This window comes from Vibrio sp. Evd11, assembly GCF_900382755.1.
In the GTDB taxonomy this organism is placed as follows: domain Bacteria; phylum Pseudomonadota; class Gammaproteobacteria; order Enterobacterales; family Vibrionaceae; genus Vibrio; species Vibrio lentus.
On record NZ_OSDX01000012.1, the window covers coordinates 1 to 15,165 of the forward strand.

The following is a 15,165-nucleotide window of genomic DNA, read 5'->3' on the forward strand; positions in this document are numbered from 1 at the left end:
AACATAGTCTGCATAAAATCGGTGAAGACCGCAGTGAGAAACTTGAGTTCTCACCAGCTGTGCTTAAAGTGCTGGAATATGTTCGTCCTAAATATGCTTGTCGTCAGTGCGAGCAAACGGAAGACAATAGCCGTATCGTTCAAAAGCCAGCGCCTCAGGGCATCATCCCTAAAAGCTTTGCCACAGAAAGCTTGCTGGCCAATATCATCCTTGGCCAATATCATCCTTGGTAAATATCAATACGCAATGCCACTTTACCGCCAAGAGTCGCTGTTTACTCAGTCGGGTATTGAGCTATCGCGAACTACCATGGCAAGGTGGGTTATCCAAGTCAGTGAGAAGTTCACACCGCTGTATGCGGCCTTGAAAGAGCACCTGCTAGAGCAAGTGGTGGTTCAGGCGGATGAAACGCCGCTCAATGTCCTCAAAGAAGATAAACAGTGTTATATGTGGCTCTACTGCTCGGGCGCAGACTCGCCCGACGCTGCACTGCTGAATGTAAAGAATATCGCCTTGTACGACTATCAAAACAGTCGCGCGAGGGCATGCCCTGTTGCCTTCTTGGGGGATTACAGTGGTTATCTGCAAACCGATGGCTATGGTGCCTATGATGGTCTTCACCAGGTAACCAATGTTGGCTGCTTGGCGCATGCACGACGTAAGTTCATGGATGCTAAGAAGCTTCAAGGTAAAGGCAAGTCAGGCAAAGCAGATAAAGCGCTGGCTAAAATCCAGAAGCTCTATGGGATAGAATCCCGCTTAAAAGGTGCATCTGTCGAGACACGAAAAGCAGAACGTCAACAGCATGCAAAACCGATACTGGATGAGTTATACGAGTGGATGACCACTCAACAAGTTATAGCGTCTAGCCCACTGGGTAAAGCGATTAAGTAGTAAGCATCTAATTAACCACACATTCTAATTTCAGCAAGCCTTTGTCATAGTTTCGCCAGCCTAATGGAGGAACTATGACACAATCAGAAAAGCACCAACATTGGACGGCCATTGTTTTCAAGCAACAAGAAAGCGGCCTTTCCATTCCACATTTTTGTAAAGAGCACGACATCAACTACGCCACTTTTCACTACTGGCTGAAAAAGCTCAAGCAAACCGACGATGAACAAGTAGCTCACCAAGTGGTCATGAATGACCTCCCATCTTTCAGTGGGGAAATGGTTGTCGTCCACTTGCCTAACGGACTCCGAGCCGAGTTGCCAACGTCACTTTCATTGGTTCAGATTCAAACATGGCTTAAGGCGCTGCAATGATCCCAAGTGGCGCTGTCTATCTTGTCTCAGGTATTACCGACATGAGAAAGTCGATTGATGGCCTCTCTCTCGTTGTGGCCGATGTGCTAGAAATGGATCCATTGAGTAGCGCATGGTTCATCTTCTGCAACCGAGGACGAGATAAAATCAAAATCTTGTTCTGGGATACCAATGGTTTTTGGCTCTATTATCGCCGCTTAGAAAAAGGCCGCTTCAAGTGGCCAAGGCCTACGGCGTCTGGTCATATCCACATCTCTACCCAACAACTCAACTGGCTGCTCTCTGGGTTAAAACTTGAAAATCCGAAAGCACATCAGCCTCTCTATGGGCGAGAAGTGTGAGCTAGAATGTTGATCATCATACTGGGCTTGAATGATCTTTTTTCGCTGTCAGACTAGGTGAAAATATTGAATTAAGAGCCCTAACATGACCGAACTTCCTGATGATGTTGAACAACTCAAAGCGATGCTGCTCAAACTTCAGGAGGAAAACCAATCTAAAGATAATGCGATAGCGACATTAGAGAAAACCGTTCAAACTCAAGCAGAAGAAGTCGTTGAGCTAGAAAACAAAATGCAGTTACTCATCGAACAGCTTAATCTCAGTAAATCTAAGCGCTTCTCTGCCAAAAGTGAAAAAGAACCCAAAGGTACCTTCAATGAAGCTGAGCAACAAAATGCCTTGCCTAAACCTGCACCGAAGCATCATAAGAAAGGCCGAAAACCTCTGCCTCAAGAGCTAGAGCGAGAAGTGCTACAACACACACTCAATGCACCTTACTGCGACTGTTGCAATGAACCATTACATGAGTGCGGAACCGACGTCTCGGAAGAGCTAAAAATCATCCCTCAAAAGGTCAGCGTTATACGCCATAAGCGCACCAAATACGCTTGCCGACACTGCGAAAAAACACAAACCAGCAGTAAAATCATTACCGCCCCTAAGCCTGCTAATATGATCCCAAAAAGCATGGGCAGCCCTGAAGCGTTCGCCGCGGTTGTTACCGCAAAATATGTGGATGCACTGCCGCTTTACCGTCAGGTCGAAATTTTAAAGCGTTCTGATATCGAGCTAAGCCGAGGTACACTGGCGAACTGGTGCGTTCAACTGGGCAACAAAGTGAATGTCATCATTGAAGCGATGAAAGCCCATTTACTGAATGAAAAGCTCATCTGCGCCGATGAAACCACCGTTCAAGTGCTGCGAGAAAAAGATAGAACAGCACAAAGCAAATCTTACATGTGGGTCTATCGCAGTGGTGAGTTCGTTAAACAGCCAGTAGTAATTTACGACTATCAGCCAAGCCGCGCTGGGCAATGCGTTAAAGATTTTTTAGGTGGTTACTCGGGCTACTTGCTCACCGATGGTTATCAAGCCTACAGCGGTTTAAACAATGTTATCCAAGCTGGTTGTTTAGCTCACGCCCGACGTAAGTTTACTGATGCGCAAAAAGCACAACCAAAGAAGAAGTCAGGCCGTATTGCAAAGGCCATCAACTTCATCGCCAAGCTATATGGTGTCGAGCAAGAAGCCAAGGGGTTAAATACTGTTGAAAGGCAGCAACTACGCCAACAAAAATCGAAACCAATCTTAGATAAGTTCCATCAGTGGTTGCTTGAAAGCCAAGAAAAAGTGCTGCCCAAAAGTCAGCTCGGCGGAGCCATTAATTACACCGTCAACCAATGGCCTAAGCTGCTCACTTATCTCGAAGATGGTGATATCAGCATAGATAATAATGTGACTGAGCGAGATATCCGCCCGTTTACTACGGGTCGTAAAAACTGGATGTTCTCCACGTCCGTTGAAGGTGCCACTGCGAGTGCTAACTTATATAGCTTAGTAATGACGTGTCGAGCGAATAACATCAACCCATATTACTACTTCGCGCACTTGTTCAAAGTGCTTCCAACGCGTTCACCTCAAGATGATCTTACCGATCTTATGCCATGGAACTCTGACATCAATGAGACCGAGTAAGGCCTCACTGCTTAATTAGACGCTTACATTAAGTATACGCTCGGCCAATGGCCCAAGCTCATCCGCTATATTGATGACGGTCATTTATCTATCGATAATAATCGTGCTGAACGCGCCATTAAACCGCTGGTCATTGGCAGAAAAAATTGGTTATTCTCGAACACACCAAATGGTGCCGATGCGAGCGCGATGCTTTACAGCATCGTCGAGACTGCGAAAGCCAACGGCCTTATCCTCTACGACTACATGGTCAAGTGCATGAAAGAGCTCGCGAAAGTTGAGCCTGATATCGATGCGCTCCTACCTTGGAACTTCAAACATTAACAACATCGCCCCGTGGGTTCATGGGGCGCATACGCATTTCCATGAGGTATGGATTGCTGAAAAGGCAGGTAAATACTTTGGTGATAGGGATGCTTTGGCACTAGAGTTTGTGGAGAATTTAGCGCTACCTGCACCACAATAAGAATGTTTCCTATGAGTGTCACAGCTGTGGCACTTTTGTGAGGCACTAATAAAAAAAAGCGCATTACCAAAAAGCGCTAACTAATTGATAATACGTTGTTTCCAAACGTTTGGGCTGGCGGGAGTTGAACCAATGTATCAATGTTTTAAAATTCAGGTGATTAGCTTGGTGTTACCAATTTGGTGTAGCATCAAATGTTACATCAATTTCCTACTGCAAAAGGAACTGAACCCCCGTCCTTATATAACCTTTTGCTATTAAAATTTATACCAATCATAGCAAAATGGTCTTAAAACTCGTTGTAACTGTTACTCATCAACAGGTGATTTATCGTTGTTGAGTAATGAGTTTAGCATACTTGTTGAGGACGGTATTAGGCCAACTCTTAGACCAAAAGGTTTGAAAACTTTGTTCAATATGTCTGTTTTGTAATTACCACGATCATTTTCTATATCAGATAGTGTTTTTCGAGACACATCAACGAGCTTTGCGTAAACATCTTGCTTTAAACCCAACACATTGATTCGAAGTTCTTTTAGAGCTTGACCTTGAGTTAAATCGCCAAATAACAGTTGTTTAACTATTTGATTTACTATCTTGGTACGTTCGATCGCTTTTGGTGTTGGAGTCTTTTTTGAGGCTCTTTGTGAAGGTCGTACTCTGAGGCGAATAGTATCAGGTCTTACGCTGTCATTGCTGGTTGTGCCGTAGGAGCTAGAGAGCTGTTTGCGATTATTTCGTAGGCGATGAACTACGTCATTTATAGACTCTTTAGATGACTTGTTATTATTGCTCATAATAGCCCCCATTTTTCCAACTTTTCAGGGATATGATTTAATCCAATAGCTGGCATTTCTACGATCTGCTCTGGGACACCTCGCTTTACCAGTCTTTTTTTAAGATCAATACACTTTTTTGCGGTATCTTTTAGCTCGCTAAGCAACAACTCACTCGGTACAAGGTCAGACAGCGATTCTGCAATGCCGATAAAATTGTAAGTGCCTCCAACTTCTAGTGGGGCTTTCCATTTTGTCGTTCGTGGAATACCTTCAGGATCGGCTTTCATTGGGGCAAAATCGTATATAGGGGCTAACTTAATACAACCATCACCTTTTAAGAATGAGGTGTTTCGACCATGATTATCGCTATTGCCAAATAGAATGTTGAGTAAGTCTCTCTTAATCCACTCGATAACAAAGCTTTGAACATCAAAATCATACCCCTGATTTTGTACCGTATGGCTATGAGTGATTTTTTCTATTAACGCTCTAATAGTAGCTTCATGCTCTAGAGTTACTCCTGCACCTTTATCAAGAATGGAGTAAACAGATTCCATTCCGAATTTTTCAATATGCTGCTCTTCGTTAAAACGAATATCAAACCTCGGCAACCATAAAGAAGGGTAGTTTAATCCTTCTTCTAATCGCATATTTTTGGTTGGGATCGTATCAAAACCCATATCGGTGAGTTCGTGATAATAATAGAACTCAGCTCGAAGGATATTACAGTCAATAGCGCTTCTTGAGCCTCTAGGATACTTGACTAAATAGTGTAAATCTTGGTTGGTGTTATCATCTTGATAAGGATCGATCCATATCTTATTTTGCTTTGTATCTCCTCTAGAACAACGCAACACTAGTTTCGGTGCTTCGCCACCTGCACCTGTTGCACCGCCAGCCGCCGCCCCTCTTTGTTGAGCATAATCTAAAAAATCACTTGCGCGGTTTTTTACATCATCTAAAGAAAAGTAGAGGGTATCGGACTCTTCGTAGCGTTCTGGTAGAGAGTCTTTTACTCGTAAGTTACCAATAGGGGACATTGTGCCAAACTTTAATAAAACATAGTCTTGTTCATCAATTGAAAGATCTTCAATGTCTAGATGTTTGACCCAATAGCGTCTACTTGCTCCACTTGGCATGATGTCATCAAGAAAAGTTAGCCATCCAGGTCTTCCCATATCGTCAAAGAAAAAAGATACGGCCAGGTTCATTGATACTGCATGTAGGTCATCTTTTTCGTGATGTTCTAATGCGTAGTTTCCGAGGTAATTGAGTTCAGTCACTCGGAAGTTGTTCTGTTCACTTTTCGGAAATGAAATGACAGCAATGTCTAGCCATTCACCCTTGATAAAAGCTTGTATGTTTAATTCTTCCATTGAGGACTCCATTCTATCTATGAGTAATATAATACTCATAAGGCTTGATTTTATCAATTAATGTGTATTTTTTTACGCATTAATTGGTCGTGAAGCCTGTGTAGGCTTCCAGTTATCGAGCTATAGGTAGTATGCCTTGATCTTCAAGCCTCCTGACTTGAGTGGGATTGAGCCTTTTGGATTACAAATGAAAGTGGTGCTGCCAGCAATGCTCTTTTCTACTGGATCATGTTGATGACCTGCAATCCAGTATCGTGCTATAGAGATTAGCTCGTCGCTCAAACTAGCATGGTAGTACGGGGCATAATCGCTGTTGGCACTTTGTTCGACAGCAAAAGCTTCTTTTGATGGAAGGTGATGAGATATTGCTATGTCAACTTTCCCTGGAAAGTTGTTAATGAATGCTTTGTGTTGCTCTTCAATCACTTGATTGCTGATGTACTTCGTATCATTCATCAGTTCTGAGTACGCATCTATTAGTTCAGGAGAATATGTGTTGATAGGAAACCAAAGAGTGCCGCCATAAATGGTACGCCCATCCAAATCAATTGACTCATTATCCAGAAAAAACAAATTCGCAATCGTATCACTGTGTGCTTTAAGTTTTGATATCGGGGAGTATGTTTGAGTATTAATGTTGTCTGTGGAGCTTATTGAAACTTGTCTGCGCAGAGAGCCAGAACGATAGGACTTGTTTTTATTACTGTACCACTCGTGATTCCCTGCAACGAGGATTACGGCTTTAAAGTAAGAGCAAAGAACATTTTTTACATACGCAATACCAGTGAGTGCATTGGCGGTATCACCAGCGATAATCAAAACAGCGTCATTATCGAAGTTATGCCAGAAGCTTCGATGGATGCCGTGTAAATCCAAGTGCAAATCAGATACTGCGTAAAATTTCAATTTCTCCAACTGGCTTAGTTTGTAAATGTGGTCATTGCGTACAGTATACCTCCTGCTGATTAAGGGGTAGCTATTTCCGTATGTGTTGAGGATGAAAAATAGCCAATCTTTATGTTTTAAATCAATCTCATCTCATTATCTGCATTTTGTGTGATGAAATTGATTTAGGGTATGTGGTGTATTGATGCCAGAGTCAGAGCACACAAAAGAGGAACCTCATCGGTGATTAGTTGTGAGAAGTAGTTGGTGATAATGACACTTTTACTACTCATTGTGTAGGTTTTAGTTTGCTTATGTAACTTTAACTACTCATTATATATTTTCAGAGTGCTAGTCTTGAGAATCAAAAACTAAGAATAGTATTTGGTTGTGTTCATTTTTTTGGTTTGTTCATAAAAAATGAACAGAAGAATAAAATGAACGATTGATGTGGTGCTTATCTTGAAGAGACCTCGCTAGCGTATAGGTGGCTATGGCATTGAGGGCAGATTGGTGTACTAGGTAGCGTAACTTGCCACTGGCATTGACACATGATGCACTCAAATTGAGCGGAACGTTTTGGTACAGTTGCTGGCTGGATAGCTTTCGTTGTTGATTGCCATGAGTCGGAGCGGTGAAGGTTGAAATTCCGCTGGTTGCGATGACGATATTGGTCATTACGAAAGCTCAGTGTAGGTGGTGTGTACTGAGATGATCTGCTCCAGCCAGACTGGACACTTCATTAAGCGACATTTTGATTTTCAAAGTTAACTGGGCTTAGATACCCAAGAGCACTGTGCCTTCTTGTCCGATTATAATCAACCTCTATGTATTCAAAGATTGTTTGGCGCATCTCGTCTCGCGTCATGATCGGCTCATACTGGATCGCTTCAACTTTCATTGAATGGAAGAAGCTCTCAACACAAGCATTGTCCCAGCAGTTTCCTTTCCTACTCATACTTTGCTTTAGATTATAAGCGGTGATGATGTCTCGATAATCTTTTGAGCAGTACTGACTACCTCGGTCACTATGAACGATAACCTGCTCAGGGAAACCTCGGCGGAACAAGGCCATTGATAACGCATCGCAAACCAGAGTTGCCGTCATTCTGGTATCCATAGACCAACCGACTACTTGCCTTGAATAAAGGTCAATGATTACCGCTAAATACAGCCAGCCTTCACTTGTCGCCACATAGGTGATGTCTCCCGCCCACTTTTGATTCGGAGCCTCAGCGTTAAAATCCTGAGCCAGCAGGTTCGGTGCCACTGGCAGTTTATGTTTGCTGTCCGTCGTACACTTAAACTTACGTGCCGCTTTCGGTGTTAAATCCTGTCGCTTCATACTGGCGGCAATGGTTTTAATATTACGGTTATCACCGTTCTCAGCCAGCTCTTTTTGGATGCGCCTTGAGCCATCACGGCCTTTGCTATTGTCAAAAGCTTCTTTGACCTTTGTATCAAACTCTTGGCGAGTTACCTCGCGCTGGGCGGTCTTGTGGCGATGCTTAATCCAGTAATAAAACCCACTTCGTGAAACGCAGAACACCTTAGCCATGCGGATAACACTGAAGCACAGCAGGTGTTCGAGCATAAATTCGTAGCAATCTACTTTAGGTTTTTCGCGAAGTAGGTGGCGGCCTTTTTTACGATATCTAGCTCTTCAGCTTGCTCAGCCAATTGTCTTTTGAGTTTGGCCACTTCAGCGGCTAGATCTTTTTCTCGCTGACTGGTGCTGGTGTCGCTCTTAACTGCCTTACGCCAACCATAGATCTGGGATTCGTGTAATGACAGTTGCCTCGCTGCCGCAGCTACTCCCACTTTCTCTGCTAGCTTCAGGGCTTCTGCTTTAAATTCAGGGGATTGGATAATACGTTTTTTCTTGCTTGTCATGGTTCACCTCGTTAGTGATTGTACTCACTTAACTCGATGTCCAAAACTGCTGGTGCGGATCAGTTCGTGATAAACATAACGTTAAGCCAGCAAAGCCTAGAAAATGAAATTGCTAAAAGTTTAGAGAAGAAAACATATACTTCATTTGCCGACTGCTTATTGTACTCGTTTAAGAAGTGCCTTTCTAATCAAGCGAGTGGTGATGATAGGATTATCAATAATTTGTTTGTTGATGCTGAATGCTCCATTGAAAATAAAACGTCACTTCTATATGGGCACTCTCTGGCTTCCATTGAAGACTTTGAACTTGCTTTGAATCTATCTATAACTATAAAAGTAAAAAGAAATCTTGAAGATGGCGTGTTCGAATATGTACCAGTTTTTAATTGCTTCGATAATCAAATTTTTGAACCAACTTTTGCAAAAAAGCTAAAAAAGCAAATTAACTACACCTATTCAGATCTACGTGTTCACTTGCCTCGACTAGACGTCAAAAGTAAGCTTTCAATCAACTGCCTTTCTTTGCTTGAGGAAACATTGTCACCTGAAGGTTTGTACCTGTGTGACTACGACTTGTTTGGTTGTGCTCACAATGAAATGACGTTTGTAAACCAAAGTGACGGTAAAAGGTATTTGTGTTCATGCACGAAAGGGTTTCATGAAGAGTTACTTTCTAACCCTAAAAAAGCTTCTAACCATGATAGTTACCACAGTGAACGATTCATGCTTTCAGAGTTAGTAAGCTTGCCTAGATTAAAAGACATTTGTCATTTGTGCGTAATTAAAGAACAAGGTGTTGAAGAAAGCATAATTCGATATGGAGAACCTTCTCCATCGTTGCATTATTCCTATGAAGCGTTTGCTGAACGAAAGAAGTACGAATCTGGTTGGAGTTGGATTTGTGATAATCTTGAACAAGCACTTGGCAGACAAAAGTGGGTAAATGAGAACAAAGTTTTCCTATTCACCAAGGATTTAATGACCGAGCAACGTATTCTTCGAGAAGCCTCACCAACTTGGCTTGGCAAGCAAAGGCTTGATGTATACCTACCAGAACTACGATTAGCGATAGAGTATCAAGGAAAACAGCACACTGATTCAGTTGAATTTTTTGTGGTCAAGATGCTTACGAAAAGAACTTGGAACGTGATGCCCGTAAAGCTCGATTGTGTAAAGAAAATGGAGTTAGTTTAATATATGTCTACCACCATGAAAAAGTCACACCAAACCTTATGAAGCGCAAGCTTCAGAAGTACCCGAAGAAATAGCCTTGTTTAAAATAGGCTTAAAATTCGAGGTTAAAGATACTTTTTCTAATCTCAAACTAACGTTTTAGTTTATTGGCACTAAAACGTTTTTGTCCAAAAGCTTCTCAGATTGAATTTTTCACCGTGGCACTTTCTAACATAGAAGTGCGCCATTGTGTTGTAGCTAGATTTTCAGCCGATAGTTATCGTCATCGATTCTTAATATATTTTTAATGCAAGTATTGAAAGAGAACTGAAAAAGTGTGTAAGAAATCTTGGTCGATTCAATAAGCGACTAAAGGTTTAGAAAACTAAAGTTCTAGATAAAAGAAAAGCCGTATATTCACTGAATATACGGCTTCTCGAATGTGGAGGTGGGGGGAGTTGAACCCCCGTCCAAAAATCATTCATCATTGGTACTACATGCTTAGTCGATCTTTAAATTCACCAAGTACCTGCGAACCGACACGCTAGTAAATGACTATCCTGAATTATATTTCGAACTTCATCTCTCAGGCGGGAGAATCCGATCTAGCTCGTTTGGGTTTGACTCTTTGTTGTTCCCCGTCTTACAAGCGGAAGCTAGGGCAAAGAGGCTCTCAGCAGGTTATTAAGCTGCTAGTGCGTAGTTTTCGTCGTTTGCGACTATTTTTTTGCGGCTTTTAACGTGGCCAACCGCCCCACGGCATGCACCTCAGACTTCAAAATTCCTGTCGAATCCTAAATCACCCCCGTTGTGTATAAATCGATTCGCAATTTATACGGTGCATTTTATGAATCTGAGGTTCATAAAACGACTTATTCGCTTAATAAAGTTATGAATAATATAATCATAACCAAGAATTTATGCAATGTTTTATGAAAAATACGATTACCAGATAAACTGTCGTTGAACCCTTACTCAGTAAGGCTTTTCATAAAAAGACACTAAAATTAAGACTTGATGGTAGAGTTGAACCCGCGTCCAAAAATCATTCATCATTGGTACTACATGCTTAGTCGATCTTTAATTTCACCAGCAACCTGCGAATCGACACGCTAGTTAAAGGCTAACCTGAATTATAATTCGCGCTTTTCCTCTCAGGTGGGAGAAGCCACGCTAGCTAGTTTGGGTTTGATCTCTTATTGGTCCCCGTCTTACGAGCGGAAGCTAGGGTAAGAGAGCTCTGAGCAGGTTATTAAGCTGCTAGTGCGTAGTTTTCGTCGTTTGCGACTATTTTTTTGCGGCTTTTAACGTGGCCAACCGCCCCACGGCATGCACCTCAGACTTCAAAATTCCTGTCGAATCCTAAATCAGCCCCAAGTGTTATTTGCATAGTACCAGAAAAGCTTAACCTGTCTAGCACTGTGCGTTTAAGTGATTAAAATTAACGCAAATTACTCTTCATAATTCGAGCTTTATCTCTCGCCCAATCTTTTTCTTTCATATAAGTACGTTTATCGTGCAGCTTCTTACCTTTCGCTACGCCAACTTTAATCTTCGCCCAAGAGCGAGACCAGTAAAGCGCGGTTGCGACAAGTGTCATGCCTTCACGGTTAATACGACCGATAAGGTTATCGAGTTCTTTTCTCGACATTAGTAGTTTACGGATGCGTGTTGGGTTCGCCACGATATGAGTACTCGCTTGAGTTAGCGGAGTGATCGTCATACCACTGATGAATGCTTCGCCGTCTCGGATGTAGACGTAGCTTTCTGCGATATTGGTTTTGCCTTCACGTAGGGATTTTACTTCCCAACCTTGTAGCTCAAGCCCCGCTTCTATCTCATCATCGATGAAATATTCGTGGCGAGCTTTCTTATTAAGCGCAATGGTATTGCTACCGGCTTTTGATTTTGATTTATTCTTTGCCATAATGGCCTCATTATACGGATTGCACCCTAGTTGGGGAATCCTTTTTATTTGCGCTCTGGCCCAATACAATTAAAATTGCAGTTTGTGTTAATGTAACGCTGTCTTTAACAGGAGTCTATATGCCAAAGGTTACTCGTTCAGCATTAGTGTCGTTTAGTGCCGACCAGATGTTCAGCTTGGTCAATGATGTTGCTCGTTATCATGAGTTTTTGCCAGGGTGTTCTGGTTCACGTGTGATCGAATCTTCAGATTCAACTATGGTGGCTTCGGTTGATGTCTCTAAAGCGGGGATCAGCAAAACATTTACTACCTCTAACCGTTTAGCGGATGGTGCTGAGATCTTGATGGAGTTGGTGGACGGCCCGTTTAAAAAGCTGCAGGGTGGTTGGTACTTTACTCCGCTCGATGAGCAAGCGTGTAAGGTTGAGCTTAAGTTAGAGTTTGAATTCTCTAGCCGAATGATTGAAATGGCATTTGGTAAAGTTTTCAATGAGCTGACGAGCAATATGGTCAGTGCTTTTACTCAACGCGCGAAACAGGTTTACTAAGCCATGACTATTGAATCAGATATGATCCACGTAGAGGTTGTGTTTGCACTTCCGCACGAACAGCGTGTGTTTACCTTGGTGGTGAACAAGAACGCGACCGTTGAAGAGATTATTGCGCAGTCTGGTGTTTTGGAGTTGTATCCAGAGATCGACTTAGCGAAAAACAAGGTTGGCGTATTCAGCCGTAACGTTAAGCTAGATGCGACTGTTCGCGATAAAGATCGTATCGAAATCTACCGAGCACTGTTAGCCGATCCAAAAGAGATTCGCCGTAAGCGTGCTGAACAAGCAAAAGCGGCCGCTGCTAAATCGTAATGCCACACAAGTTTGACTAAAAAGAGCTCGCTATCTTGGCGAGCTTTTTTGTGCTTGTTGGTTAGACAACGCACTTAATTTGTTAGCGGATATTAAAAAGCCTGCTCGTGAGCAGGCTTTTGCAATTCTTGCTTTGTCGACTGAGAGCTTTGTTGACTGGAAAGCTAGCGAAGGCTTTCGAAGAACTCATCACTGGCTTCAAAGTCACCATTGATCGTCACTAGAGTACCAGTGGCATCAAAGTTCACGACAAGGTTTTTCTGAATAGGGTCGTTATGGCCTTTTTGGTGGTGGTAAATGTAGTACCACGTATCTGGGTAGCCATTTTCGATAAGCATAGGTGAGCCCATAACGTAACGAACTTGTGTTTTTGTCATGCCAAACTTGAGCTGGTCAACAGCTTCTTGTTCGACATAGTTACCCTGATTGATGTCAATTCGATAAACCAACTTCTCTAGTAGAGAGCAACCGGTCAACATTGTTAGTGCAAGTGGAACTGCAACTAACCACTTTTTAATTCGCATAGTTTGAGATCTTTCTTCGCTAAAATACTGCCTGATAATAAACAAGCTCCAGCAAGAAGTAAAAAGCTCCTTGCGCTTTGAGCTTGTTATGACTGGCAATTTTGAATTAAGTTGCAAAATTGCCAAGAATTTTCGGTAAATTATCAGAAAGTTGCCGAATATGTAACCTATGCTGCGATTAATAACTCTTTTGCGTTGGCCAGTGTCGATTCGGTAATCTGGCTGCCACCAAGCAGTCGAGCAAGCTCTGAAACGCGTTGTTGTTCATCAAGCGTGTGCATTTGAGTCTCAGTTTTACCTGATTTCGTGTTCTTCGCTACAAACAGCTGTTGATGTCCACAACCTGCCACTTGAGGTAAGTGCGTCACACACATAACCTGTGTCGATTCGCCCAGCTTACGCAGCATTTTTCCGACAACCGCAGCGGTTGGTCCACTGATACCCACATCCACTTCATCGAAAATCAGGCTTGGTGTATCTACTTTTTGCGCGGTGATCACCTGAATCGCCAGTGAGATTCGTGATAACTCACCACCAGAGGCCACTTTAGCAATTGGCTGCATTGGTTGACCTGGGTTAGTCGAAACAATGAAGGTCACGTTATCCATACCCAATGGAGAAGGATGTGTGTTGGTGTTGTTCACTTCAATGGCAAACTGCGCTTTTTCCATACTCAGTTCATGCATGCTTTGCGTGATCAGCTTGTTGAGCTCTTTTGCGTAACGAGTTCGAGACTTATGAAGCTTTTCTGATTTAGCCACGAACGACTGGTATTGGTTTTCGACCTCGTTTGCTAATTCTTCCAACTTTTCATCAGAGCAATCCAGCGCTTCAACTTGTTGTAATAAGTCTTGATGGTGCTTATAAAGCTCTTCAGGTAACACGTGGTGTTTACGAGACATCGACATCACTTTTGAAAAGCGCTCTTCAACATAAGCCATACGACCGGGATCAACATCAATGCTGTCTAGGTATGTTCTTAACTCGTTGTTGGTCTCTTCGATCTGAATAATGGCTTCAGAAAGTAAATTCGGTAATTCAGCCAATCTTTCATCTAGCTCTGCTAACTGAATTAAGGAGTTATTGGCCGATTGCAGAATACCAAGCGCATTAACTTCTTCGCCTTCATAAATAAGCTCGATAGCTTGTTGGCAGGTTGTGGCCAGTTCTCCGCTATTGGAGAGGCGCTTATGCTCTTGTTCGAGGTCTTCATATTCTTCCTCCCCAATAGACAGCTCATTTAACTCTTTGATTTGATATTCAAGAAGTTGTTTTTGAGCTTGGTTTTGCTGGCTATTTTCACGTAACTCTTTTAAATGGTTATCCGCTTGTCGCCATGATTGGTAGGCATTACGTGTCGATTTCAATAGGTTCAAGTGACCTGCGTATTGATCAAGCATCGCCATTTGATAGTCACTCTTCATCAATTGATGGTGTGCGTGTTGACCGTGAATGTTGATCAATAGCTGCCCAAGCGATTTTAACTGTGAAAGAGGAACAGGACTGCCGTTGATGAACGCACGAGAACGACCTTCTTTTGAGATGGTTCTGCGCAGGATGCACTCACTGCCATCAAGCAGTTCATTGTCTTCTAACCAGCGGGTAGCATGCAGATTGTTCTCAAGTAAAAAAGCGGCACTGACTTCGGTTTTCTCTTCACCTTGTCGAACCATTCCTGCATCGGATCTTCCCCCAAGACATAAGCCTAAAGCATCGATAGCGATAGATTTACCCGCACCAGTTTCACCGGTGATTGTTGTCATGCCTTTAGAGAGTTCTAGCTGTAAAGACTTAACAATAGCGAAATTATTAACACTTAGATGAGCCAGCATTTTTATTTACCTGTATAACTGAACAATACTGTATATAAGCTCAGTATATACTGTTTCTTTATACAGTAAAGTCGACAGGTGAAAATTTTTTGTGACCGATCTCAGAATTGAGGTTGTCTGTAGATCACTGAAACCGCTATAGATTCCCAACTCAGTCGTTCCTCCCTCTTGGGAATGACGGTATAAGGAATTGAAGAGAAGC

Annotated in this window: 13 protein-coding genes, 2 other RNA genes and 2 pseudogenes; 8 read left to right on the top strand and 9 right to left on the bottom strand. The window is 42.6% G+C overall.

Annotation, left to right across the window (positions count from 1 at the left end):
• The 5 genes and pseudogenes from ED652_RS07375 to ED652_RS07395 all read left to right on the top strand — a co-directional run.
• Window positions 1–891 (top strand): annotated as a pseudogene (locus ED652_RS07375) (IS66 family transposase); the annotation flags it as partial.
• A 77-nt stretch (window positions 892–968) separates the two neighbouring features.
• Window positions 969–1,268 (top strand): hypothetical protein, encoded by a 300-nt coding sequence (locus tag ED652_RS07380; RefSeq protein ID WP_122054112.1) that lies wholly within the window; start codon window positions 969–971, stop codon window positions 1,266–1,268.
• Window positions 1,265–1,609 (top strand): IS66 family insertion sequence element accessory protein TnpB, encoded by a 345-nt coding sequence (tnpB, locus tag ED652_RS07385; protein ID WP_122054114.1) that lies wholly within the window; start codon window positions 1,265–1,267, stop codon window positions 1,607–1,609. Before ED652_RS07380 ends, tnpB begins: the two co-directional genes overlap by 4 nt.
• An 85-nt stretch (window positions 1,610–1,694) precedes the next feature.
• Window positions 1,695–3,245 carry an IS66 family transposase gene (locus tag ED652_RS07390; protein WP_122054116.1) on the top strand — a complete coding sequence of 517 codons (1,551 nt, stop codon included), beginning with the start codon at window positions 1,695–1,697 and terminating at the stop codon, window positions 3,243–3,245.
• Window positions 3,246–3,272: 27 nt separating this feature from the next.
• A pseudogene (locus ED652_RS07395) lies at window positions 3,273–3,569 on the top strand (transposase); the annotation flags it as partial.
• 450 nt (window positions 3,570–4,019) lie between these two features.
• On the opposite strand, the gene ED652_RS07400 reads toward ED652_RS07395, so the two are convergent.
• The 4 genes from ED652_RS07400 to ED652_RS07420 form a co-directional block, all read right to left on the bottom strand.
• Window positions 4,020–4,508 carry a helix-turn-helix transcriptional regulator gene (locus tag ED652_RS07400; protein ID WP_122054118.1) on the bottom strand — a complete coding sequence of 163 codons (489 nt, stop codon included), beginning with the start codon at window positions 4,506–4,508 and terminating at the stop codon, window positions 4,020–4,022.
• Window positions 4,505–5,866: a type II toxin-antitoxin system HipA family toxin gene (locus tag ED652_RS07405; RefSeq protein ID WP_122054120.1), complete on the bottom strand. Its 1,362-nt coding sequence runs from the start codon at window positions 5,864–5,866 to the stop codon at window positions 4,505–4,507. Before ED652_RS07405 ends, ED652_RS07400 begins: the two co-directional genes overlap by 4 nt.
• A gap of 120 nt (window positions 5,867–5,986) precedes the next feature.
• Window positions 5,987–6,772 carry a metallophosphoesterase gene (locus ED652_RS07410; protein ID WP_122054122.1) on the bottom strand — a complete coding sequence of 262 codons (786 nt, stop codon included), beginning with the start codon at window positions 6,770–6,772 and terminating at the stop codon, window positions 5,987–5,989.
• A 721-nt stretch (window positions 6,773–7,493) separates the two neighbouring features.
• Window positions 7,494–8,644, bottom strand: a protein-coding gene (locus ED652_RS07420; protein ID WP_122054123.1) for an IS3 family transposase whose coding sequence is annotated in 2 segments (ribosomal slippage) — window positions 7,494–8,401 and window positions 8,401–8,644 — 1,152 coding nt in all. Because the reading frame shifts where the segments join, the coding sequence is not laid out codon by codon here.
• A 66-nt stretch (window positions 8,645–8,710) separates the two neighbouring features.
• On the opposite strand from ED652_RS07420, the gene ED652_RS07425 reads away from it, so the two are divergent.
• Window positions 8,711–9,838 carry a hypothetical protein gene (locus tag ED652_RS07425; protein ID WP_162929928.1) on the top strand — a complete coding sequence of 376 codons (1,128 nt, stop codon included), beginning with the start codon at window positions 8,711–8,713 and terminating at the stop codon, window positions 9,836–9,838.
• Window positions 9,839–10,257: 419 nt separating this feature from the next.
• Here the strand turns inward: ED652_RS07425 and ssrA (ED652_RS07430) are convergent.
• From ssrA (ED652_RS07430) to smpB, 3 genes are all read right to left on the bottom strand, one after another.
• Window positions 10,258–10,624: a transfer-messenger RNA gene (ssrA, locus tag ED652_RS07430) on the bottom strand.
• 211 nt (window positions 10,625–10,835) lie between these two features.
• Window positions 10,836–11,192: a transfer-messenger RNA gene (ssrA, locus tag ED652_RS07435) on the bottom strand.
• A 66-nt stretch (window positions 11,193–11,258) separates the two neighbouring features.
• Window positions 11,259–11,744: an SsrA-binding protein SmpB gene (smpB, locus tag ED652_RS07440; protein ID WP_122054127.1), complete on the bottom strand. Its 486-nt coding sequence runs from the start codon at window positions 11,742–11,744 to the stop codon at window positions 11,259–11,261.
• Window positions 11,745–11,863: 119 nt separating this feature from the next.
• On the opposite strand from smpB, the gene ED652_RS07445 reads away from it, so the two are divergent.
• Together ED652_RS07445 and ED652_RS07450 are read left to right on the top strand one after the other, a co-directional pair.
• Window positions 11,864–12,292 (top strand): SRPBCC family protein, encoded by a 429-nt coding sequence (locus ED652_RS07445; protein ID WP_004735157.1) that lies wholly within the window; start codon window positions 11,864–11,866, stop codon window positions 12,290–12,292.
• Window positions 12,293–12,295: 3 nt separating this feature from the next.
• Window positions 12,296–12,607 (top strand): RnfH family protein, encoded by a 312-nt coding sequence (locus ED652_RS07450; RefSeq protein WP_004735158.1) that lies wholly within the window; start codon window positions 12,296–12,298, stop codon window positions 12,605–12,607.
• Between the two features lie 164 nt (window positions 12,608–12,771).
• Here the strand turns inward: ED652_RS07450 and bamE are convergent, their stop codons facing one another.
• Both bamE and recN read right to left on the bottom strand, forming a co-directional pair.
• Window positions 12,772–13,131, bottom strand: a complete 360-nt coding sequence (gene bamE / locus ED652_RS07455; RefSeq protein ID WP_009848326.1) for an outer membrane protein assembly factor BamE — start codon at window positions 13,129–13,131, stop codon at window positions 12,772–12,774.
• Window positions 13,132–13,298: 167 nt separating this feature from the next.
• The gene (gene recN / locus ED652_RS07460) at window positions 13,299–14,963 is read right to left on the bottom strand and encodes a DNA repair protein RecN (protein ID WP_017106600.1); all 1,665 of its coding nucleotides are present in this window, start codon (window positions 14,961–14,963) and stop codon (window positions 13,299–13,301) included.
• Window positions 14,964–15,165 lie beyond the last annotated feature (202 nt).